This window comes from Sulfitobacter sp. SK011 (assembly GCF_003352065.1).
Lineage (GTDB): Bacteria > Pseudomonadota > Alphaproteobacteria > Rhodobacterales > Rhodobacteraceae > Sulfitobacter.
Genome location: NZ_CP025803.1, coordinates 3,718,101 through 3,741,054, shown reverse-complemented (window position 1 = coordinate 3,741,054; position 22,954 = coordinate 3,718,101). Strand labels below are relative to the sequence as shown.

Below are 22,954 nucleotides of genomic sequence, written 5' to 3'. Positions count from 1 at the left end.
TGCGCCACGAACGTAACGTCCGGAATAGTGTTAGCGCCACCTTTGATCCGCCTTTTGTGCAACAAGGAGAATGACATGGAAAAGGTTTTGGGATTCGGCGGGTTTTTCTTTCGGTCGGGCGATGCGCAATCGCTGGCCAAATGGTACAATGATCATCTTGGTATTGATCCCGTCCCCACAGATGCTGAGAGCCTTCCCTGGATGGCCGAAGGCGGACCGACAGTTTTCGCGCCTTTTGCGGCTGATACAGATTATTTCCCGGCTGACAAATCGTTCATGCTTAATTTCCGGGTTGCCGATCTGGAGGCGATGATGCGGCAGTTAGATAAGGCAGGCATTGCGGTGAAACGGCTGGATGATATGCCGGGCATCGGGAAATTTGCGCATCTCAGTGACCTGGAAGGCAACGCTATTGAGCTTTGGGAACCCGTAGCGCCTTGAAACCTAGCCGATTTTGTATCTCACGCGTTTAGGTTATGTACGACGTTCAACGGTTCGCGCCCGGAACCCACAGCACATCATCCTTGCCGCCGTTATTTGCCATGCGCGCGGCGACAAAGAACCAATCGCTTAATCGGTTGAGGTACCTTACCGCCGATGGATTGATTGGTTCGTCTTCTGCAAGAAACACCGCCAAGCGTTCGGCGCGCCGTGCCACTGTGCGGCAAACGTGCAGATGCGCTGCCAATGCTTTGCCACCCGGCAAAATAAAGCTGCGCAGTGGCTGCAGATCGGCGTTCATCACGTCAATCTCGCGCTCAAGCCGGTCAACCTGCTCGGCAGCCATGCGCAGGGGCGGGTATTCCGCATCTTTGTCAGCATCCATGTCGGGGCGGCACAGATCGGCACCCAAATCAAAGAGATCGTTTTGAATGCGGGATAATGCAGCGTCGGTTTCACCGGTCGCCTCAAGCCGTGCAACGCCAACAAAACAATTTAACTCATCTGAGGTGCCATAAGCTTCGACTCGCGCATTATGCTTGGCGACGCGCTCACCATTGCCCAAAGCGGTTGTCCCTGCGTCCCCTGTGCGGGTGTAGATTTTATTGAGAACAACCATCAACCGACATCCTTGCGCAGGTAGACATAGGCCACGATCAGCACCACCGCGATGAACTGCGTGATCAGGCGCAGCCGCATGATCTTGTTGGCATTGCGCTTGTTAAACGCGCCGCCTCCGGCGAAACCGCCAAGGCCAAACATCAGCACCACAACAACCAGCAAAACGGCCAGCACGACAATGACAAAAAGGGGATCAGAGGGCATAAGACTATCCTTTGTTGCCCGCAGATGTAGCGGGCAAGCGCCATTGCGCAACCTTTTTTAGCGACCCAGTACCCAATCCAGCGCCTTTGTTGGCAGAATACGGCGTAATACACCAGCAATATGGGTGGGGGTTGTGACGTAATACCGCGCCTTGGCATGGCGCGCTTCGACCGCATGAACCAGTTTCTTGACCACAGCATCTGCGGGCAATTCAAACCGGTCCGGGCCAGACGATTCGTAAAGACGCTTGTTCAGAGTTGTCTGATATTGCTCTGCGCGGATTGATGATTTCCAGTCAATCCAGCGTTCATAATGCGGGATCGAATTCACCCGAATTTTTGACGTGATAGGGCCCGGCTCAATCAAGATCACGTCAATATTGGTATCGCGCATTTCGATGCGCAGGGTATCGGTCAGCCCTTCAAGGGCGAATTTGGTTGCGTTATAGGCACCGCGCCAGGGCATGGTGACGAACCCCAGGACAGAGGAACATTGCACAATTCGACCGTGCCCCTGTTTGCGCATCACAGGGATCAAAGCACGGGTCAGCGTGTGCCAGCCAAAAAAGTTGCTCTCGAATATTTCGCGCAAAGCTGCGGTGGGCAAATCTTCCACCGCACCGGGCAACCCGTGTGCACCGTTGTTGAATACCGCGTCCAATGTGCCGCCCGTTTGCGCCAGCACATGGGCAATGGTCGCGTGAATGGTGTCCTCATCGGTGTAGTCCAAAAGGGGTGCATCGAACCCTTCTGCTGCAAGGCGGTCACAATCGGACTGTTGCCTGCATGCCGCGAATACCCGCCAGCCCCGTGCGCGCAGGCCATGGGCCGCGGCATAGCCGATGCCACTGGAACAGCCGGTGATCAGGATGGATTTAGCAGACATAAAAAAGGCCCCCAAGTTGGAGACCTTTCATTGCGCGTCATTGCGCGAAACACAACAAGCATCGCGTGAGTTCAACGGATTAACGGAAGCTTAACCGCCCACCAAAAGGAAATCCGCCATCCATCCTTCGGGGCCGCCATCAAGGGTGCGCATCTTGACCCAGCCGTCACCGTTGTCTTGCAATACTTCCACCGCGTCACCGCGCACCAGTTTGGTCACGACGTCGAAATCTGTGCCCGGCCCGCCCCGCACATTCACCCGGTTTGCAGACACAGTACGCACATCCCCCACACTCGATGATGCAAGATTTGCAGTCTGATCAGCCGCCACGCCTTCGTTCGGGGCAATCAGGCTCGGAATGATCGCAGGGGTATCGGCGGATGACACCAAGACACCTACATTTTGGGGTACGCCAGTGTCGTCTTTTCCCGTTGCTTCAAGTGCCGGCTCGATCGGGTCTGCTTCTGTCAGAACGTCCTGCAAAGATGTCAGGTTCAGGGCCACACGTGTTACGGTGTTATCGAGCGGTGGATCGGTGTCCACGAACGTCACGGGTGCCTCGGCGATAATAGTCTCGGTCGGTATCTCTTGCACCATCTCGGCCTGAACGGGCGTTTGGGTTTCTGCGACAGGGTTCAATCTGGCCATACGCACACTTGCTGGTTCAAACTCAGCGCCGCCGCTCATTTCATAGAACGCCCAACCCAGAAAACCAAAAGTGACTAAAATAAATTTCTTCATTACCGAACCCCAGAACATCTAACTTGGATACTAACACAAAACTTCTTCAAACGTTCCAATAGCAAATTGTTAATATTTTGTGCAGGGGGAATTGTAATAAACTCTTCCCGTGGCAGGGCTGCCGCAGTTGGTCGCCGGCTTTACACAAAGGGTGCAATCATCCGCTTGCCGCCTGTCGCGCCCTTGGCTACACAGCATCTATGTCAGAACTCGGTGATCCCCCAAACTTGGACCCAAAAGAGGTGTCCGAACCCCTGCGCCTCGCGCTTGGTGATCGCTATCTGACCTATGCGCTTTCGACGATTATGCACCGCGCATTGCCGGATGCGCGTGACGGGCTCAAGCCTGTTCACCGCCGAATCCTCTATGCAATGCGCGAATTGCGATTGGCCTCTGATGGGGGCTTTCGCAAGTCGGCAAAGATCAGCGGCGATGTGATGGGTAACTATCACCCGCATGGTGACGCGGCGATTTACGATGCGATGGCGCGTTTGGCCCAAGACTTCAACGTGCGGTATCCGCTGGTTGATGGGCAAGGGAACTTTGGCAACATCGACGGCGATAACCCCGCCGCAAGCCGCTATACCGAAGCACGCATGACGGCCGTGGCCGAGGCGATGTTGGACGGGCTGACCGAAAACGCCGTTGATTTTCGTGAAAATTATGATGGCACGCTGACCGAACCGGTCGTGCTGCCCGCGCAGTTTCCAAACCTGTTGGCAAACGGGTCATCCGGCATTGCCGTGGGGATGGCGACGAACATCCCTCCGCATAATATTGCGGAGCTGTGTGACGCTTGTATCCACCTGATCAAGACGCCCGATGCCCGCGACGACACACTGCTGAACTACGTGCCGGGGCCGGATTTCCCGACAGGTGGCGTGATTGTTGAACCGCCCGAAAATATCGCGTCAGCCTATCGCACCGGAAAAGGTGGATTCCGCCTGCGGTGCCGTTGGGCTGTTGAGGATCTGGGGCGCGGTGTCTGGCAGATTGTCATCACAGAAATCCCCTATCAGGTGCAGAAATCCAAGCTGATCGAAAAGATCGCCGATCTGATCCAGACTAAGAAAATCCCGATCCTTGGGGATGTGCGCGACGAATCTGCAGAAGATGTGCGGATGATCATTGAACCGCGGTCCAAGAATGTGGATCCCGATGTGCTGATGGGCATGCTTTTTCGCAACTCGGACCTTGAGGTGCGTTTTTCGCTGAACATGAACGTGTTGATTGACGGGCTGACGCCCAAAGTCTGCAGCATGAAAGAGGTGCTGCGCGCCTTTCTTGATCACCGCCGTGAGGTGTTGCAACGCCGCTCGATCCACCGTGTGGAAAAGATCGACCATCGTTTGGAAGTTCTGGAAGGCTTCATCGTTGCATTCCTCAATCTAGATCGGGTGATTGATGTTATCCGCTATGATGACGATCCAAAGGCCGCACTGATGCGCGAGGACTGGGGGCTTGATCACGTCCGGGCCCGCGATGAGGCAGATTATGTGTCCCCGGCTCCGGCAACCGAACCTTCGCTGAGCGAGGTGCAGGTTGATGCGATCCTGAACATGCGTTTGCGGTCCTTGCGGCGCTTGGAAGAACTGGAACTGCTGCGCGAACAATCCGCGTTGATGGAAGAACGCGCAGGACTTGAGGACCTGCTGGAAAGTGATGCCCTGCAATGGAACAGCATCACCGACCAGTTGCGCGAAACCAAAAAACAATTTGGCAAGGATTGGCACGGTGGTGCACGGCGCACGACATTTGCCGAGGCTGGTGAAGTTGAAGATGTGCCCATTGAGGCGATGATTGACCGTGAGCCGATCACCGTTGTGTGCAGCCAGATGGGCTGGATCAGAGCGATGACCGGCCACATTGATCTCAACCGCGAACTGAAATTTAAAGACGGAGACGGACCGCGATTTATTTTTCACGCTGAAACCACGGACCGGCTGCTGGCGTTTGGATCAAACGGGCGTTTTTACACAGTTTCCGCCTCAAACCTGCCCGGTGGGCGGGGGATGGGCGAACCATTGCGCCTGATCGTTGATTTGCCGAACGAGGCCCAGATTGTCGCATTGTTCATCCACCAGCAGGGCCGCAAACTTTTGGTGGTATCCAGTGCAGGCGATGGATTTGTGGTGCCCGAAGACGATGTGATTGCCCAGACCCGCAGTGGCAAGCAGGTGCTGAATGTGCGCGGCGATGTATCTGCACGGGTGTGTCGCCCGGTCAGAGGCGACAGCGTGGCAACAGTGGGCGAGAATCGCAAAGTGTTGGTATTCGGCCTTGATGAACTGCCTGAAATGGGGCGGGGCAAAGGCGTGCGTTTGCAGAAATACAAAGACGGTGGGCTGTCTGATGCCACCACCTATGACAGCGCGCAGGGGCTGAGCTGGCTTGATCCGGCGGGTCGCACCCGCACAGAGGTGGACTTGGCCGAATGGTCCGGCAAAAGGGCCAGTGCGGGGCGCATGGCCCCGCGTGGGTTCCCGCGTGACAATAAATTCAACTGATCGGGACCGGGCGTTATGAGCGATACGCCTGCGCCGCGCGGCCCTTGGACAGCTGCCAGCCCGAAAATGAGGATTGAGCCACCGGTGTCTGAGCCGCCAAAGGCTGATGTCATGGCTGTGGATTTTGTCGGCAAACGTGGTGCGCTGTTCTGGCTTGCGTTAAAGACCGGCTTTTTCACCATTCTGACCCTGGGCTTCTATCGGTTCTGGATGAAGACCCGCCTGCGCCGCTGGTATTGGTCGGCGATCCGGCCCGGCGGCCATCCGCTGGAATATGTCGGTGATCCCATGGAAAAGCTGTTGGGGTTTTTTATCGCGGTGGTGATCCTGACGTTCTACATCGGCATTGTGAATTTACTGCTGATGTTTGTCAGCTTTTCGGTCTTCAATTCTTCCTGGTTGGGATATCTGGCGAGCCTTGTCGGAGTGATTCCCATTTGGTTTTACGCCCGTTACCGCGCACGTCGCTATGTGCTGGCGCGGACCCGGTGGCGGGGCGTGCGGTTTGGTTTGGAAAAAGGCGCATGGGGCTATGCGGGACGCGCGCTGCTGCACTGGGCATTGACGATTGTGAGCCTTGGTCTCTTGTGGCCCCGCATGACATTTCTGTTAGAGAAATACCGCACGGATCGTACCTTTTTTGGGTCTGCAAAGCTGGTGCAGGGTGGGCGGTGGACCATGCTTTACAAGGCGGCGGCCCCGTTTATCATCGCAGTGTTGGCAAGCTTGGGAACGGCGCTTTGGCTTTTGTGGTTTGCGCCAGTCTTGGGCGACATGCCGGAAAACTTTGATGTTTTTCTGGGCCAGTTGGATGCCGTTATTGAGGGGCGAAATGCGGCACTTGGGTTGAACGATCCGATGCGTCTTTGGTTGGTGCCTGTGTGTTTCTCAAGCTTGATCTACGGGGCCATTCATTACCGTTGGGTCGCCAAACGCCTGATGGCAAATCACAAGAGCGCGGATGGCATTGCCTTTGCATCCGCACTTAAAGGTCCGCGCATCACCATGATTTATGTGTGGGGTAATTTCATCGCTTATTTGGCGCTGGTCATCGGGATCGGTCTGATGGTTTTTATGGCCGCAGCATTCTTTGGCTATGGCATTCTCCTGTCGCCTGATGCTGCGGGTTCAAGCCCGTTTTCGGACTGGCCGCGCTGGCTTTCCCTGGTCTTGCTGGGGGTCATGTATTTGGCTGTTTTCCTGATGTGGGGCGTTTTGCACAACACTTTCGTCACCTTTCCGATCATGCGGCATATGGCGCTGACCACCACACTGCCAGCGACCGTCGGAATTGCGAACATCAGCCAACGCGCGCGCGACGAACTGGCGCAGGCCGAAGGCTTTGCCGAGGCGCTTGATCTGGGGGCCGCGATATGAGTGGCCTGATGCCCGCGCGCGCGCATTATTTCGACGGTGATACGCCGGTGGCCCAATCGGTTCAGCCAATGATTTCCGGCGACACTCTTGAACTTAGGCTGGACGATGACACAACGGTTCGCTGGCCCCTTGCTGAGATCAGGCAACTGCCTGACAACGCAGCAAAAACAAACGCAATCCTGCGATGGGTCAATGATCCGGTAGCGCGGCTGGTGCTGAAAGACCCGAAACTCTTGCGCAGTATACCGCATTTGCACCGTCGCGCGCCGCCGCATGGCCGTGGGCGTCTGGCTGCTTGGGCATTGGCCGCGGTGGGGGCAGTGGCATTGCAGGTCGGCTTTCTGGTCCCGTTATTGGCGGATAATCTTGCGGTGCTGATCCCCGCAGAGGGCGAGCGCGCACTGGGCGAAGCCACCTTTGGTCATATCCGCGAGGCGCTGGACGAAACCGGCTTGAACCCGCTTGAGGTCTGCGAGGCACCCGAAGGCAGCGCCGTCCTTGAGCGTCTGGTCGCAGACCTGAGCGGCAAGCGCGATTTTCGCCAGGATGTGACCGTTTCGGTGCTTGATCATCACATGGTCAATGCCTTTGCCTTGCCCGGCGGATTTGTTGTGATCTTTCAGGGGCTGATTGATGCGGCGGACGGACCTGACGAAGTTGCCGCCGTGATGGCCCATGAAATCGGCCATGTGATCAGTCGCGATCCGACCCGGCACGCATTACGCTCTGCGGGGTCTATTGGGGTATTGGGTCTGCTGTTTGGCGATTTTGCGGGCGGTGCAGCAGTTCTATTCCTGACGGAACGGTTGATCAGCGCGCAATATTCCCAAAAAGCGGAAATCGGTGCGGACACGTTTGCGCATGGGGTGTTAGAGCAGGCAGGGATAAACCCCGGTGCGCTGGGCGATATGTTTGCAAATCTACGCGACAAATATGGCGACAGCAAAGGTGTGGCGGCCCATTTCCTGAGCCACCCGTCGCTGGGCGACCGCATTGATGCGGCCCGCTCAGTGGTCAATCCGAATGCAAAATATGCGCCCTCTATGACCGATGCGGAATGGAAGGCGCTGCAAGCGATCTGTAACTAGACCGGCTCTGCCGTCAGCCAAACGCCCCCTTCGGGTCGCAAGGTCAGGATCATAACAGGCTCCGGTTCTTTGCCTGCCACTGGCGTGAATTTGAAGCGCGACAACAACGTCGCCAGAATGATCACCGCTTCTTGCAAGGCAAAGCTGGCCCCGATGCAAATGCGCGGCCCATCTCCAAACGGCAGATAGGCATATCGATCAATCGCCTTGCGGTCGGCAAATCGTTCGGGACGAAAGGCGTCAGGATCGTCCCACAATAATTCATTCCGACCCAGCGCATATATCGGAATCATCACCGTATCGCCGGGCAAGATTTCGCGATCACACAGCGTGTCTTTCTTCTGCGCTGTGCGCGAGATGATCCCGGCAGCCGGATACATGCGCAGGGCTTCGTCTATGATCATGCGGATATAGGGCAGGTTTTCAACGTCATCCCCGGTGGCCGTACGCCCTTTAAGAACCGATTGCGCCTCTTTGCGCGCGCGGGTCTGGGCCTCTTGATCAAAGCCCATCAGATACATCGACCACGCAAGCGTCAGCGCCGTCGTTTCATGTCCGGCAACGATAAAGGTCAAAAGGTTGTCGCGTAATTCTGCGGTGCTCATCCGGCGGTCCGTCTTTGGGTCAACACCTTCGAGCAGCAGATCAAGCAGGTCCGGTACACCCTCATGGCCGCGCTTTGAGCGTGCCTCAATCGCGCTGTCAGCCATGCCTTTCATTTCCTTCAGCGCGCTGCCTGACATCAATCTGTCGGGGCGCGGCACCCAGTCTGGGAAACCCAAGATATCAAAGAGGCTGATCTTGCCGGCTTGGGCGATATAGGCGTCAATGGCACCATGCACCTTGTCGCGATCAAAGGTATCGCCGCCGGAAAACGTCACATCGCCGATCACGTCAAAGGTGGTCGTGACCATTTCATCCAGCAAGTTCACAGCACGCGGCCCCGCATCGGTGATCCGTGTGCACGCCCGTTCAGCGGCGTCGGTCATGATTGGCGCAAGGTTCATCACGTTGCGGTGCGAAAACACCGGCGCTGCCGCGCGCCGTTGCCAGCGCCAATGCGCCCCTTCAGCGATAAAAAGCGATTCGCCGATGGCAGGTTTGAGCAAGTTCTTTGTCACGACGGATTTCGGATAGTCCTCAAGTCCATCCAGCAGAATATGGCGGATCGCACCGGGGTCCATCACCATATGCCATCGCTTGCCGGTCTTGCCTGATACGATCGGTTGTTTGGTGGCGATATCGGGTATGATGCTTAGCACATTGCGCCGCGCCATACGCAGGCTTTTCAAGATGCCCCACGGTTCAGTGACCAAAGGAACCCGGACGGGATGGGCGGCGTTTGTGGTCATGAGATGTGCTCCTTCATGCTCAACATAGATGCAGTCTGTCCGACTTCAAACGCGGCAATTGATTGCACCCTTGTCGTCGGTGGGGTATCGCGTTTTGGATGTTGTTGCCGTTGGGGGGCTATTAATGAACCGTATTCTTGCTGTCTTGATGTCTGTTGTGATGCTTGCCGCCTGTAATGGTGCCGCCGATTTGAACAAGGCTGCTGTGCCTCTGGGTGATTTCAACCTGCAGCACAACATCGCTGTTGCACCCAAAGTGCAAAAAGCGCCGCTTAGCCGGACGGCCTCTGTCGAAGAACTGACAACGGCGCTGACCGATGCAACAGAAGAGCGATTTGGCCGCTACAACGGCGCGCGCAACTATCACTTCGGGATGAGCATTGAAGGCTATGCCTTGGCGCAGCCCGGAATTCCACTGGTCTTTGCACCAAAGTCGATATTGGTCATAAAGCTGACGGTCTGGGATGACGCAAAGAATAAGAAACTGAACACGGAGCCTTACCAGATAACGGTCTTTGAATCCTTTGATCAGGGGCCGGTGGTTGGGTCCGGCTATACCAAGACAGCCGAAGAGCAGCTCAAGAACCTCAGTCAAAATGCGGCCAAAGCCATTGAAACATATCTGATAAAGCAAAATAAGGCCGAAGGCTGGTTCAAAGGTACGCCAGCGGAAGAGGTTGTCGCATCTGTCGCTGCAGAATAGCAATTCAAGGCAAAGAGCGCGGCAAGTCGCGCTTGATTTTATTGCCCGAACCAAATAGATCGCGCGCCAGATAGGTTTGGGTCCTCATGTAAGGGCCCCTCAATATAAAGGGCGGCCCCATGGGTAAGGCAAAGTTTGAACGTAATAAGCCACATGTTAACATTGGCACGATTGGTCACGTTGACCACGGCAAGACGACGCTGACGGCGGCGATCACCAAGTATTTTGGTGATTTTCAGGCGTATGACCAGATTGATGGCGCGCCCGAAGAGAAAGCCCGTGGGATCACGATTTCGACGGCACACGTGGAATATGAGACGGAAAACCGTCACTATGCGCACGTCGACTGCCCTGGCCACGCGGACTATGTGAAGAACATGATCACCGGTGCCGCACAGATGGACGGCGCGATCCTGGTTGTGAACGCGGCCGACGGCCCGATGCCACAGACCCGCGAGCACATCCTGCTGGGCCGCCAGGTGGGCATCCCGACGATGGTTGTTTACATGAACAAGGTTGATCAGGTTGACGACGCAGAGTTGTTGGAACTGGTTGAAATGGAAATCCGCGAGCTGTTGTCGAAGTACGATTACCCTGGCGACGACATGCCGGTGATCCCCGGTTCTGCGCTGGCAGCCATGGAAGGCCGCGACCCCGAGATCGGTGAAAATTCGATCCGTGCACTGATGAAGGCTGTGGACGAGTTTATCCCGACCCCCGCACGCGCCGTGGATCAGCCGTTCCTGATGCCGGTTGAAGACGTGTTCTCGATCTCTGGTCGTGGTACGGTTGTGACCGGCCGGATCGAGCGTGGCGTGATCAACGTGGGCGACGAGATTGAAATCGTCGGCATCCGCGACACCAAAAAGACGACCTGCACGGGCGTTGAAATGTTCCGCAAGTTGCTGGATCGTGGTGAAGCAGGCGACAACGTTGGCGTGCTGCTGCGCGGTATCGAGCGTGAAGGCGTGGAGCGTGGCCAGGTTTTGTGTAAGCCAAAGTCGGTCAACCCGCACACCAAGTTCACCGCCGAGGCGTATATCCTGACCAAGGAAGAGGGTGGCCGTCACACGCCGTTCTTTGCCAACTACCGTCCGCAGTTCTACTTCCGCACAACGGATGTGACCGGCACCGTGAACCTGCCCGAGGGCACAGAAATGGTGATGCCGGGCGACAACCTTCAGTTCGACGTTGAACTGATCGCACCGATTGCGATGGAAGACGGGCTGCGCTTTGCGATCCGCGAAGGCGGCCGGACCGTGGGTGCGGGCGTGGTTTCCAAAATCACCGAGTAGGCTGCGGCCCGCATCAGGGCACGCAACCGCATCTGAAACATCAAAAGGCCGCAGCCCATGCTGCGGCCTTTTGCGTTGCCAACACCAGTCAGCCTCCAACGGCCACTAGCGAACCTGCAAGAACGCAATAAGGTGAGCAATTTCGGGTCTCACATTCCTGACAAAAATGTTATTCGCGGTGCACCACATGCAACAATCGTCACTTTGCCCTTGCTAACCCATACCGGGACAGACTGAACCATGACCAATGAGACCGATTTGCCGCTGAAATACCTGCAACTCGCACTTGAAGAGGCGCAGGCGACGGTCCGTGCTTATGATACCAAAGCGCAGATTGTTGGTATTGGATATACATTCGCACTGAACATTGTTGCGGCCGCGATGGGCGGGTTACCGGGATCAGGTGAGGCCGGGCTCCTACTTGTTACCTTGTTCTGGCTGGTTGTCATGGCTCCGCTGTTCTTGTTTGGATACGTTCTTTATCCCTCAAGACGGTCAGCCCCAAAAGTGCAGGATACGACCGAGTTGGGTCTGCAACGGGTCTTGTACGTCGAGACCAGGCATCATGGCACCTTTGATGATTTGCTGAATGCCGCTCAGAACAGCGATTGGCGCGCGGAACTTGTGTATGAGGTCCTAAAGGTGTCCAAGCTGCGGGAAATCAAACGTGGCAGGTTCATCCGTGCACTTTTCACCACTGCGTTTTCATTTGCGATGCTGGCGTTGCTGCAACTGTGGTCGGCGATGCCCTAGCCATTTGAGGTGCCGGCACTTTCCCTTTGACGCCACTTTCGCTATGTTTGGTGCAACAATTGGAGGGTGACATGAACAAGACTGCGATCTGAGCAATTCCAACTTTGATCAAAGGATGTTTTATGTCCGACTACCCCAAGCCTAACACGCTCCATCCCATCATCCTGCCCGATGGCTCGCCTCATCAGGGCACTGTATTCCTCGCCGCTGCCATCAATCATCCGCGCATGCAGATCGGGGCCTACACCTATGCAAGTGCGTTCGATCCACCTGATGATTGGGCTGCCCGCCTGGCCCCGTATCTTTTTGAGTTCAGCCCTGAGCGCCTGATCATCGGCAAATTTTGCCAGATCGCTGATGGGGTTCAGATCATTACCGCCTCTGCCAATCACCGCTATGACGGGATTTCCAGCTATCCATTTGCAATCTTTGGCGGTGGGGCGCGAGAGGGGCGACCCTCAATGCCCGGCCCGGGAAAGGACACTGTTATCGGCAATGATGTGTGGATTGGTCAGGGGGCCAAGATTCTGCCAGAAGCCCGGATCGGGGATGGCGTTATCATTGGCGCAGGTGCTGTTGTCGGGGGTGCCGTGCCTGCATTCAGCATTGTCGCGGGCAACCCCGCTCGGCTGGTGGGGCGCAGGTTTGACGCCCAAACCGCCGACCGCCTGCAAAAGATCGCATGGTGGCACTGGCCCATTGCGACGATCCTGGCCCATGAGGCCGAAATCTGCGGTGGAGATGTCGAGGCACTTGGTGCTGTCAGGGGCAAGCCACCTGCGCAAGAATGAGGTTTAAAACTTCGAATCCACGCGGAAAATCGAAGCCAGCGTGGCAATCCCTCTTGATCGCAGCGCAAATTGCGACTACCCCGTGCCTCGGCATAGGGGTTTAGCTCAGTTGGTAGAGCATCGGTCTCCAAAACCGAGGGTCGTGGGTTCGAGTCCCTCAGCCCCTGCCATTTTCAATCGTCACATTCTCGCCATATTCTTGCCCATCAACGGTCCGAAACCCCGTGTAGATTGAGCGCGAGCGGTTGAGAGAGACGAAAATGACGACACTGCCCGAAACCGAACCAAATCCGAACAGCGCAGACCTTGATCCAGACTCGATGGCGGCAATTCGCAACCTTTTGAAAGCTGAAACAGAGGTCAAACCGCCGCCTGTGAGCAAAGCGGCTGTGAACAATACAGAGCCTGTCAACATAACAGAGCCCGTGAAAGAGCGGAAAGTATCCAAGGCCAAGGCGGCATTTGCGCCTTTGGCTGATCCGGAACCACAGGCGCATGACCCTCGCCGTGAGAAGGCGTTGTCCAAATCGTCGAAAGCAGATGCAAAGGCGGCAAAGCGCGCGGAGAAAGCGCAGGCAAAAGCCATCGCAAGGGCATCGCGTACCGGGGACAGCATCCTGGATCGCGCCAATGCAATGTTGGATCGCGCCAAAGCAAAAGTATTGGCTTACCGCCCCACGCCAAAGCATATCGTTCTGGCCAGTCTCACTCTCTTGATTGTTTTTCGGCCGTGGTTGGTACTGGGGATCTTGTTTTTGTCCCTGCTTATCTTGACTGCAATTTTCTTGATCTTTGGCTATGATGGGTTATGGCTCAGGGCCATGGGGCTTGCGCGGTGGTATGCGCGGCGCAGCCGAACGCGATCAGCCGAAATACATCGCAAGCTGGACAACTTCGCGATGAAATGGGACGCAATGCTGGACAGGTTCCCCGAAGGATCGGTTGATGGGCTTTATCTGCCTGATTTTGGCGATATGGCAGAGGCAGAGGCGCGCCATGATGCAGTGCTGGATCGCCGCTTTGACAGCTTGCGAAAAAACGAGGCGTAATCCTCGCAACCGCGTAAAGCCAATGTTACCTTGAAACCATGCAAAAGCGCGGTTACATGGGTCCAGACCGAAACCCGAGGAAGCGCGCAATGGCCACCACCAATCCACTCCAGTTCATTCAGCAGGTTCGCTCTGAGGTTGCCAAAGTCGTTTGGCCGACCCGCCGCGAAGTGATGCTGACAACGGTGATGGTTTTCATCCTTGCCGCGTTGACGGCAGTTTTCTTTGCAATTGTTGATATCATTATCCGGGGCGGGCTGCAGGCCGTGCTGGGCATGTTCGGCTGAACGACGGCCAAAAATCGCTTTCAACCCTTGAATCCTATCGGCGTGCGGGCTATTGCGCAGGCCTGACCTGACCAATAGGCGTGCGGCGATTCGAGTTGCGCGCCGATTTTTTGTTCAGGAGAGCCCGGGCGCAGGCCCGATGTGATACACGGAAATGGGTGCTGACGCTGATGCGCGCGCCGCAAGACAGGGACCAGATTTCAGATGGCAAAACGGTGGTATTCGGTCAGTGTCCTGTCGAACTTTGAGAAAAAGATCGCAGAACAAATTCGCACCACTGCCGAAGAGCAGGGGCTGGACACCGATATTGATGAAGTACTGGTGCCCACCGAAGAGGTGATCGAGGTACGTCGCGGCAAGAAGGTAACAACCGAACGCCGCTTCATGCCCGGCTATGTGCTGGTGCATATGGAAATGTCCGACCGCGGCTATCACCTGATCAACTCGATCAACCGCGTTACCGGCTTTCTGGGGCCGCAGGGCCGCCCGATGCCGATGCGCGACGCCGAGGTGCAGGCCATCTTGGGCCGCGTTCAGGAAGGCGAAGATGCGCCACGGACGCTCATTCACTTTGAAATTGGCGAAAAGGTCAAAGTGGCCGATGGTCCGTTCGAAGACTTTGACGGCATGGTTGAAGAAGTTGACGAAGAGAACCAGCGCCTCAAGGTGACGGTGTCGATCTTTGGTCGGGAAACCCCGGTCGAATTGGAATTCACTCAGGTCAATAAACAGATCTGATGGATTGGCGGGTTTTGCCCGCCTCGCGGTTTGAAAAAGCCGTTTCATGTGGGAGGCGAGGGGGCCGCGGCACCCGGACCGGACCACGCAACATGATATCCTGCGGGACGCGTCCCAAAGGTGTTGAAAAAGGAGAAGGCCAATGGCCAAGAAACTCGTCGGTACGATGAAGTTGCAAGTTAAAGCGGGTCAAGCAAACCCATCCCCACCTGTGGGGCCAGCGCTGGGTCAGCGCGGCATCAACATCATGGAATTCTGCAAGGCGTTCAACGCCAAGACAGCGGACATGGAGCCTGGTGCCCCTTGCCCAACCGTGATCAGCTATTATCAGGACAAGTCCTTTACCATGGACATCAAGACGCCCCCGGCGTCCTACTACCTGAAAAAAGCGGCCAAGCTGACGTCTGGTGCAAAAACGCCCAGCCGTGAAACTGTTGGTTCTGTGACCACCAAGCAGTTGCGCGAGATCGCGGAAGCGAAGATGGCCGATCTGTCCGCGAATGACGTGGATCAGGCAATGAAAATCATTCTGGGCTCTGCAAAGTCCATGGGCATTGAGGTCAAGTAAAATGGCAAAACTCGGAAAACGCACCGCCGCCGCCCGTGAGGCATTTGCTGGCAAAGAGAACGTAACCGTTGAAGAAGCGGTGAAGTTGATCAAGTCAAACACAAACGTAAAGTTTGATGAGACTGTTGAAATCGCAATGAACTTGGGTGTTGACCCACGTCACGCGGACCAGATGGTGCGCGGCGTTGTGGGCCTGCCTAACGGCACAGGCAAAACAATGCGCGTTGCGGTATTCGCACGTGGTCCCAAAGCTGAAGAAGCGACAGCGGCAGGTGCCGACATTGTGGGCGCAGAGGACCTGATGGAAATCGTGCAAAGCGGCAAGATCGACTTTGATCGCTGCATCGCAACCCCTGACATGATGCCGATTGTTGGCCGTCTGGGTAAGGTGCTTGGGCCACGCAACCTGATGCCAAACCCAAAGGTTGGCACTGTTACGATGGACGTCAAGGAAGCTGTTGAAGCGGCCAAAGGTGGCCAGGTTCAGTTCAAAGCGGAAAAAGGCGGCGTTGTGCATGCCGGCGTTGGCAAAGCGTCTTTTGGTGAAGCCCAGTTGGCTGAAAACATCCGTGCCTTTGTGAACGCGGTGTCCAAGGCAAAACCTGCGGGATCAAAAGGGTCCTATATGAAAAAGATCAACCTGAGCTCTACAATGGGCCCAAGCGTATCTGTTTCCGTGGACAACGCTGCAGGCGAATAAGCTGTGGCGTGCGCTGTGGCACGGCCGCTACACCATCAATTGAAAAGGCGGGCTGCTTGGCCCGCCTTTTTTGCGCGCAGGGGTAGACGCTGTTAGCAATCGTCATGGCCAACAGTCTACGGGAAAAGCGCGCCCATGATTAACCTTAAAACCCGTTTTGCAACGGTCTCGTCACACGCCGGACAGCGGTCCCTGGCATGCTGACTGTTGCCGCGATGGTCCGTGAGACCCTTTATGCAACACTGAGATTTGTCAGTTGGTATCTGGAGCAGGGCGCGGACCAGATTGTGCTTTGCTTTGATGATCCCGATGATCCGGCAATTGAGATTTTGCAAAACATGGACCGACTGCGCTGCGTTCGTATTACGCCTGCGTATCTGAAAAGCGTCGGCATGACACCTGATCGCCGCTTTGTGCGCCGCCAAAACAAATGCATCCAAAAGATTTATCACGAGACTGACGGCGGTTGGTTCCTGCACGTCGATGGGGACGAACTGCTGTATCTTGAAGGTCGCACCTTGAAAGAGGAACTTTCACAGACCCCGAACGACATCCGGGGGATCACGTTCCTGCCTGCCGAGTTCCTTAATACCGGTCCGGCATCGACAGTCAGTTCGTTCAGGCTGCTCATGTCCCGTCCGCAAGTCCGAAAGATCTATGGCGACTACACCAGAGACATGCGTCGGCGCAGCGGTTTGATCGGCCATACCGAAGGCAAGACCGCAACACGGGCCGGTTTCAAGGATGCCTCCATGCGCCAGCATTTTCTGCATTTTGAGGACTTGCATCCGATTGTGGATCGAAAGATGGGCGCTGCTGACGGGGCTTATCTGCTGCATTTTCTGGATCAGGGATATGATGTTTGGCGTGCGAAACTGGCATGGCGACTTAGCGCGCGGGGTTTCAGCGGACGTTTGACGCTGCGATTGCAAGAGATTGTCGATGGTGAGGATGCAGAGGCGGGTCTTCGCGATGTCTATGACGTCATACATCGGGCAGATGCTGCACGACTTGCGAAACTGGACGACCAAGGCGTGCTTTTTCAAAACGATCTGAAGATCGACACATTGATTGCGCGCTACTTTCCCCATATAGATCTGCAGCGCGATACGATGGTGGCCTATACTGGCTGACGCCTGCGGTCAGGTTTTTGGCGGCAAGGTTGCAAATTTATCCGTTTCAGGGGTTGGAACTCCTTAAACAAAGCGCTACGCCCAGCCTCACGCTCATCAGCGCGATTCGTCGCGCTTTTGCGCTATTCGTCCGAGACGGTGGGTGTTGGCGTTATTTCCAACATAATTCCTGCCTGAGACGGGAAAAGGTAATTTCTTCGGGCCGCCGAACAGGCTCTCCGCAGTGACACACCCGGCCCCCGTAAGGACCCGAAATGTCGGGACACCTCTTGTTCCGGCAAAACTGAGCCGGAGGGGCAACCCTCCCTTACTGGAGTGAAACTGTGGATAGAGCACAAAAAGAACAACTGGTCGACGAACTCGGCCAAGTCTTTGAAAGCTCTGGCGTCGTTGTGGTAAGCCACTACGTCGGTTTGACAGTTGCTGAAATGCAGGACCTGCGCGCCAAAGCTCGCGAAGCGGGTGGGTCTGTGCGTGTTGCCAAAAACAGGCTCGCCAAGATCGCCCTTGAGGGTAAGCCATGCGCAAGCATTGCGAACCTTCTGACGGGTATGACCGTTCTGACCTATTCTGAGGATCCTGTGGCCGCGGCCAAGGTTGCTCAGGAATTCGCCAAAGGGAACGACAAGTTTGTCATTCTCGGTGGTGCAATGGGTGAGAACGCGTTGGATGTCGCCGGTGTCGAAGCCGTGTCTAAAATGCCTTCACGTGACGAGCTTATCGCCACAATCGCGGGCATGTTGGGCGCACCAGCATCGAACATCGCCGGGGCCATTGGCGCACCTGCAAGCAACATCGCTTCGATCCTGTCCACCATCGAGGACAGGGCGGCTGCATAAAGCACATCGTCAAGCTGGCGCAGGGTTGAACCTTCGCGTTGGAACACACATATCGTTAACGGAAAGAGCTAAAACATGGCTGATCTGAAGAAACTGGCAGAAAGCATCGTTGGTCTGACGCTGTTGGAAGCACAAGAACTGAAAACAATCCTCAAGGACGAGTACGGCATCGAGCCCGCAGCAGGCGGCGCAGTGATGATGGCTGGTCCTGCAGATGCTGGTGCAGCTGCTGAGGAAAAAACTGAATTTGACGTCGTTCTGAAGAACGCGGGCGCATCTAAGATCAACGTGATCAAAGAAGTGCGCGGCATCACCGGTCTTGGTCTGAAAGAAGCCAAGGATCTGGTCGAAGCTGGCGGCAAAATCAAAGAAGGCGTCGACAAAGCCGAAGCCGAAGACGTCAAAGCCAAGCTGGAAGCAGCTGGCGCAGAGGTCGAACTGGCCTAAGCCGGTTCATCAGGGAGCCGTTTTCGGGTAACGAAAACGGACTGGAATTTGCGAAAATTCCGGCATATCCCGCAGCAAACATTGGCTGGATGGAGAGGTTTCTCTGTCCGGCCAAACCTGTCTTGAAGGATGCTTTTTCGCAAAGCCTCCTTCTGGAGAGGTCCAAAGGTCGGAAGAGGTGCGGTGGGACGCGGCTCAAGAATTGACCGGACATATCCGCTCTTAGGGGTGTGCATCACGGCCCCGGTGATGTCACGCCAGACAAGAGACACGAAAGGTGACACGACACATGGCACAATCCTTCCTTGGCCAGAAGCGTCTACGTAAATATTATGGCAAAATCCGCGAAGTGCTGGAGATGCCGAACCTGATTGAGGTTCAAAAATCATCCTACGACCTGTTCCTGAATTCCGGTGATGCCGACACGCCCACAGATGGCGATGGCATCCAGGGTGTTTTCCAATCGGTATTCCCGATCAAGGACTTTAACGAGACCTCCGTGCTTGAATACGTCAAGTATGAGCTGGAAAAGCCCAAATACGATGTTGAGGAATGTCAGCAGCGCGACATGACCTATTCAGCGCCGCTGAAAGTGACCCTGCGCCTGATCGTGTTTGATATCGACGAAGATACCGGTGCGAAATCGGTTAAAGACATCAAAGAACAGGACGTGTTCATGGGCGATATGCCTTTGATGACGCCCAACGGGACGTTCATCGTGAACGGTACCGAGCGTGTGATCGTATCCCAGATGCACCGCTCCCCCGGCGTGTTCTTTGACCATGACAAGGGCAAGACCCACTCGTCAGGTAAACTGCTGTTCGCCTGCCGTATTATTCCCTACCGTGGGTCATGGCTCGACTTTGAATTTGACGCCAAAGACATCGTTTTTGCGCGCATTGACCGTCGTCGCAAATTGCCAGTGACCACGTTGCTTTATTCTTTGGGTCTTGATCAAGAAGCGATCATGGACGCGTATTACAGTACCGTCACCTACAAGCTGAAGAAAAACAAAGGCTGGGTTGCGCCTTTCTTCCCTGATCGTGTGCGGGGCACGCGGCCAACCTATGACATCGTTGACGCGAAAACCGGCGATGTGTTGTTTGAAATGGGCAAGAAAGTGACGCCACGCGCGGTCAAGCAATTGATCGACGACGGCAAGGTCAAGGAATTGCTGCTGCCGTTCGAGCATATTGTGGGCAAGTTTGTCGCCAAGGACATCATCAACGAAGAAACCGGCGCGATCTATGTCGAAGCTGGCGATGAAATGACGCTGGAATACGACAAAGACGGCACACTGATCGGCGGTACGGCCAAAGAATTGATTGATGCCGGCATCACCGAGATTCCGTTGTTGGACATCGATAACGTCAATGTTGGCCCCTATATGCGCAACACCATGGCGGCAGATAAGAACATGAACCGCGACACCGCGCTCATGGATATCTACCGCGTCATGCGTCCAGGTGAGCCACCGACCGTGGAAGCGGCATCGGCCCTCTTTGACACGCTGTTCTTTGATTCAGAGCGTTATGATCTGTCGGCTGTTGGCCGGGTGAAAATGAACATGCGTCTGGATTTGGATGCAGATGACACGCAGCGCACATTGCGCCGCGAAGATATCGTGGCATGTATTAAAGCACTGGTTGATCTGCGCGATGGCCGTGGCGACATTGACGATATTGACCACTTGGGCAACCGTCGGGTGCGTTCGGTCGGCGAATTGATGGAGAACCAGTACCGCGTTGGTCTGCTGCGCATGGAGCGCGCGATCAAGGAACGTATGTCTTCGGTCGAGATTGACACTGTCATGCCGCAGGACCTGATCAATGCAAAACCAGCGGCTGCTGCGGTACGGGAATTCTTTGGCTCCAGCCAATTGTCGCAGTTCATGGACCAAACCAACCCGCTTTCCGAGGTTACGCACAAGCGTCGCCTTTCAGCGCTTGGGCCAGGTGGTCTGACACGGGAACGTGCCGGTTTTGAGGTGCGCGACGTGCACCCAACGCATTATGGCCGGATGTGCCCGATTGAGACGCCCGAAGGGCCGAACATTGGTCTGATCAACTCGCTCGCGACCTTTGCACGGGTCAACAAATACGGCTTTATCGAAACGCCATACCGCAAGGTGTCCAATGGCGTGGTGTCGGACGATGTACAGTACATGTCCGCGACCGAGGAAATGCGTCACACCGTGGCACAGGCCAACGCGAACCTTGATGAAAACATGAAGTTCGTGAACGATCTGGTCTCAACACGGAAATCGGGTGACTATACGTTGTCCCCGTCGACCTCTGTCGACCTGATCGACGTTAGCCCAAAGCAGTTGGTGTCCGTTGCGGCATCTCTGATCCCGTTCCTTGAAAATGACGATGCGAACAGGGCCCTGATGGGGTCGAACATGCAACGTCAGGCGGTGCCTTTGCTGCAGGCCGAAGCACCATTTGTCGGCACAGGTATCGAAGAAGTTGTGGCACGGGATTCCGGTGCGGCTTACATGGCGAAACGGGGCGGTATCATCGACCAGGTTGATGCGTCACGTATCGTAATTCGTGCAACGGAAGACCTTGAGCTGGGCGACGCGGGTGTGGACATCTACCGCATGCGCAAATTCCAGCGGTCGAACCAGAACACCTGTATCAACCAGCGTCCGCTGGTGAAAGTGGGTGATACGGTTCAAAAAGGTCAGGTGATTGCCGATGGTCCGTCAACGGACATGGGCGAGCTTGCCTTGGGTAAAAACGTGGTCGTCGCGTTTATGCCTTGGAACGGCTATAACTACGAAGACTCGATCCTGATTTCCGAGCGTATCAGCCGTGATGACGTGTTCACCTCGATCCACATCGAGGAATTCGAAGTCGCCGCACGTGATACGAAGCTCGGTCCAGAAGAGATCACCCGCGACATTCCAAACGTTGGTGAAGAAGCGCTGCGCAACCTTGATGAGGCGGGCATCGTCTACATCGGCGCGGACGTGGAACCGGGCGACATTCTGGTCGGTAAAATCACGCCAAAAGGCGAAAGCCCAATGACGCCAGAAGAAAAACTTCTGCGCGCCATCTTTGGTGAGAAAGCATCGGACGTGCGCGATACGTCGCTGCGGGTGAAACCGGGAGATTTCGGCACGGTTGTCGAAGTGCGCGTGTTCAACCGTCACGGCGTTGAAAAAGACGAACGTGCGTTGCAGATCGAACGGGAAGAAGTCGAACGTCTGGCCCGTGACCGGGACGACGAGCTGGCCATTCTGGATCGTAACATCTATGCGCGCCTGCGTCAGATGATCCTTGGTAAGGTTGCTGTAAAAGGTCCGAAAGGTGTCAAATCCAACAGCAAGATCACTGAAGAACTGTTGGACGATCAACTGACCCGTGGTCAGTGGTGGCAGTTGGCACTGGAAGACGAAGACGACGCAAAAATCGTCGAAGCCCTGAACGAGCAGTATGAGATCCAGAAGCGGACCTTGGATGCACGGTTCGAGGACAAGGTCGAGAAAGTGCGCCGCGGTGATGATCTGCCTCCTGGCGTGATGAAGATGGTCAAAGTGTTCGTGGCGGTGAAGCGCAAGCTGCAACCGGGCGACAAGATGGCTGGTCGTCACGGCAACAAGGGCGTGATTTCCAAGGTTGTTCCCATGGAAGACATGCCATTCCTCGCGGATGGTACGCCGGTTGATTTCTGTCTCAACCCGCTGGGTGTTCCCAGCCGGATGAACGTGGGTCAGATTTTGGAAACCCACATGGGCTGGGCCGCACGCGGTCTGGGTGTGAACATCGACGAGGCACTGCAAGACTATAAGCGCACCGGCGATCTGACACCTGTGCGTGAGGCGATGAGCCTTGCCTATGGCGAGGATGTCTATGCCGAGGGTCTGGCAGACATGAGCGAAGAAGATCTGGTCGAAGTCGCGGGCAATGTCCGCAACGGTGTGCCAATCGCCACGCCCGTTTTTGACGGTGCTAAGGAAGCGGATGTGAACGACAGCCTGAAACGTGCGGGCTTTGACACATCCGGTCAGTCGATCCTGTTTGACGGCCGCACAGGCGAGCAGTTTGCCCGCCCTGTGACTGTGGGTGTCAAATACCTGCTGAAACTGCACCACCTTGTGGATGATAAAATCCATGCGCGTTCAACCGGTCCATACTCGCTGGTCACCCAGCAGCCATTGGGCGGTAAAGCGCAGTTTGGTGGTCAGCGCTTTGGTGAGATGGAGGTCTGGGCGCTTGAAGCTTACGGCGCTGCATACACCCTGCAGGAAATGCTGACGGTGAAATCGGATGACGTTGCGGGCCGGACCAAGGTCTATGAAAGCATCGTCAAAGGCGAGGACAACTTCGAGGCCGGTATCCCGGAATCGTTCAACGTTCTTGTCAAAGAAGTCCGTGGCCTTGGCCTGAACATGGAACTCCTGGATGCGGAGGAAGACGAGTAAGGGCAG

22 protein-coding genes and 1 tRNA gene are annotated in these 22,954 nt (G+C 55.8%); 18 read left to right on the top strand and 5 right to left on the bottom strand.

What is annotated here, in order from left to right:
- Nucleotides 1-75 precede the first annotated feature (75 nt).
- Nucleotides 76-441 (top strand): VOC family protein, encoded by a 366-nt coding sequence (locus C1J02_RS18410; RefSeq protein ID WP_114879865.1) that lies wholly within the window; start codon nt 76-78, stop codon nt 439-441.
- Nucleotides 442-487: 46 nt separating this feature from the next.
- On the opposite strand, the gene C1J02_RS18405 is transcribed toward C1J02_RS18410, so the two are convergent.
- The 4 genes from C1J02_RS18405 to C1J02_RS18390 all read right to left on the bottom strand — a co-directional run bounded on the left by C1J02_RS18405 (nt 488) and on the right by C1J02_RS18390 (nt 2,892).
- The gene (locus C1J02_RS18405) at nt 488-1,060 is read right to left on the bottom strand and encodes a cob(I)yrinic acid a,c-diamide adenosyltransferase (RefSeq protein ID WP_114879864.1); all 573 of its coding nucleotides are present in this window, start codon (nt 1,058-1,060) and stop codon (nt 488-490) included.
- Complete coding sequence (locus tag C1J02_RS18400; RefSeq protein ID WP_114879863.1) at nt 1,060-1,266, bottom strand: twin transmembrane helix small protein; 207 nt, start codon at nt 1,264-1,266, stop codon at nt 1,060-1,062. The genes C1J02_RS18405 and C1J02_RS18400 overlap by 1 nt, the downstream gene beginning before the upstream one ends.
- Before the next feature lie 57 nt (nt 1,267-1,323).
- Nucleotides 1,324-2,151 (bottom strand): SDR family NAD(P)-dependent oxidoreductase, encoded by an 828-nt coding sequence (locus tag C1J02_RS18395; protein ID WP_114879862.1) that lies wholly within the window; start codon nt 2,149-2,151, stop codon nt 1,324-1,326.
- A 90-nt stretch (nt 2,152-2,241) separates the two neighbouring features.
- Nucleotides 2,242-2,892 (bottom strand): SH3 domain-containing protein, encoded by a 651-nt coding sequence (locus tag C1J02_RS18390; RefSeq protein ID WP_114879861.1) that lies wholly within the window; start codon nt 2,890-2,892, stop codon nt 2,242-2,244.
- Nucleotides 2,893-3,092: 200 nt separating this feature from the next.
- On the opposite strand from C1J02_RS18390, the gene parC reads away from it, so the two are divergent.
- The 3 genes from parC to C1J02_RS18375 are packed head-to-tail and all read left to right on the top strand — an operon-like array spanning nt 3,093 to nt 7,864.
- Entirely contained in the window at nt 3,093-5,399 is a 2,307-nt protein-coding gene (gene parC, locus C1J02_RS18385) for a DNA topoisomerase IV subunit A (protein WP_114879860.1), read from the top strand.
- 15 nt (nt 5,400-5,414) lie between these two features.
- Nucleotides 5,415-6,776: a DUF898 family protein gene (locus C1J02_RS18380; RefSeq protein ID WP_254693157.1), complete on the top strand. Its 1,362-nt coding sequence runs from the start codon at nt 5,415-5,417 to the stop codon at nt 6,774-6,776.
- Complete coding sequence (locus C1J02_RS18375) at nt 6,773-7,864, top strand: M48 family metallopeptidase (RefSeq protein ID WP_114879859.1); 1,092 nt, start codon at nt 6,773-6,775, stop codon at nt 7,862-7,864. The genes C1J02_RS18380 and C1J02_RS18375 overlap by 4 nt, the downstream gene beginning before the upstream one ends.
- On the opposite strand, the gene C1J02_RS18370 is transcribed toward C1J02_RS18375, so the two are convergent.
- Nucleotides 7,861-9,216, bottom strand: coding sequence for a cytochrome P450 (locus C1J02_RS18370; protein ID WP_114879858.1), 1,356 nt, complete (start codon nt 9,214-9,216; stop codon nt 7,861-7,863). The genes C1J02_RS18375 and C1J02_RS18370 overlap by 4 nt on opposite strands.
- Nucleotides 9,217-9,340: 124 nt before the next feature.
- On the opposite strand from C1J02_RS18370, the gene C1J02_RS18365 reads away from it, so the two are divergent.
- The 14 genes from C1J02_RS18365 to rpoB all read left to right on the top strand — a co-directional run bounded on the left by C1J02_RS18365 (nt 9,341) and on the right by rpoB (nt 22,948).
- On the top strand, nt 9,341-9,919 hold the full coding sequence (locus C1J02_RS18365; protein WP_254693156.1) for a hypothetical protein: 579 nt from the start codon (nt 9,341-9,343) through the stop codon (nt 9,917-9,919).
- A 119-nt stretch (nt 9,920-10,038) separates the two neighbouring features.
- Nucleotides 10,039-11,214, top strand: coding sequence for an elongation factor Tu (gene tuf / locus C1J02_RS18360; protein WP_114879841.1), 1,176 nt, complete (start codon nt 10,039-10,041; stop codon nt 11,212-11,214).
- Nucleotides 11,215-11,454: 240 nt separating this feature from the next.
- Complete coding sequence (locus tag C1J02_RS18355) at nt 11,455-11,967, top strand: hypothetical protein (protein ID WP_114879857.1); 513 nt, start codon at nt 11,455-11,457, stop codon at nt 11,965-11,967.
- 122 nt (nt 11,968-12,089) lie between these two features.
- Nucleotides 12,090-12,758, top strand: coding sequence for a CatB-related O-acetyltransferase (locus C1J02_RS18350; RefSeq protein ID WP_114879856.1), 669 nt, complete (start codon nt 12,090-12,092; stop codon nt 12,756-12,758).
- A 94-nt stretch (nt 12,759-12,852) separates the two neighbouring features.
- Nucleotides 12,853-12,928: transfer RNA gene (locus C1J02_RS18345), tRNA-Trp, on the top strand.
- A gap of 90 nt (nt 12,929-13,018) precedes the next feature.
- A complete protein-coding gene (locus tag C1J02_RS18340; RefSeq protein WP_114879855.1) occupies nt 13,019-13,807 on the top strand; it encodes a hypothetical protein in 789 nt (262 codons plus the stop codon).
- An 89-nt stretch (nt 13,808-13,896) separates the two neighbouring features.
- Nucleotides 13,897-14,094, top strand: a complete 198-nt coding sequence (gene secE / locus C1J02_RS18335) for a preprotein translocase subunit SecE (RefSeq protein ID WP_114879854.1) — start codon at nt 13,897-13,899, stop codon at nt 14,092-14,094.
- 204 nt (nt 14,095-14,298) lie between these two features.
- The gene (nusG, locus tag C1J02_RS18330; protein ID WP_114879853.1) at nt 14,299-14,832 is read left to right on the top strand and encodes a transcription termination/antitermination protein NusG; all 534 of its coding nucleotides are present in this window, start codon (nt 14,299-14,301) and stop codon (nt 14,830-14,832) included.
- A 142-nt stretch (nt 14,833-14,974) separates the two neighbouring features.
- Entirely contained in the window at nt 14,975-15,400 is a 426-nt protein-coding gene (gene rplK / locus C1J02_RS18325; protein ID WP_114879852.1) for a 50S ribosomal protein L11, read from the top strand.
- A 1-nt stretch (nt 15,401) separates the two neighbouring features.
- Nucleotides 15,402-16,100 (top strand): 50S ribosomal protein L1, encoded by a 699-nt coding sequence (gene rplA / locus C1J02_RS18320; protein ID WP_114879851.1) that lies wholly within the window; start codon nt 15,402-15,404, stop codon nt 16,098-16,100.
- 197 nt (nt 16,101-16,297) lie between these two features.
- Nucleotides 16,298-17,233 carry a glycosyltransferase family 2 protein gene (locus C1J02_RS18315; RefSeq protein WP_114879850.1) on the top strand — a complete coding sequence of 312 codons (936 nt, stop codon included), beginning with the start codon at nt 16,298-16,300 and terminating at the stop codon, nt 17,231-17,233.
- Between the two features lie 323 nt (nt 17,234-17,556).
- Complete coding sequence (gene rplJ / locus C1J02_RS18310; protein ID WP_114879849.1) at nt 17,557-18,072, top strand: 50S ribosomal protein L10; 516 nt, start codon at nt 17,557-17,559, stop codon at nt 18,070-18,072.
- Nucleotides 18,073-18,147: 75 nt separating this feature from the next.
- The gene (rplL, locus tag C1J02_RS18305; protein WP_114879848.1) at nt 18,148-18,519 is read left to right on the top strand and encodes a 50S ribosomal protein L7/L12; all 372 of its coding nucleotides are present in this window, start codon (nt 18,148-18,150) and stop codon (nt 18,517-18,519) included.
- Between the two features lie 289 nt (nt 18,520-18,808).
- Nucleotides 18,809-22,948, top strand: coding sequence for a DNA-directed RNA polymerase subunit beta (rpoB, locus tag C1J02_RS18300; protein ID WP_114879847.1), 4,140 nt, complete (start codon nt 18,809-18,811; stop codon nt 22,946-22,948).
- The last annotated feature ends 6 nt before the right edge of the window (nt 22,949-22,954 follow it).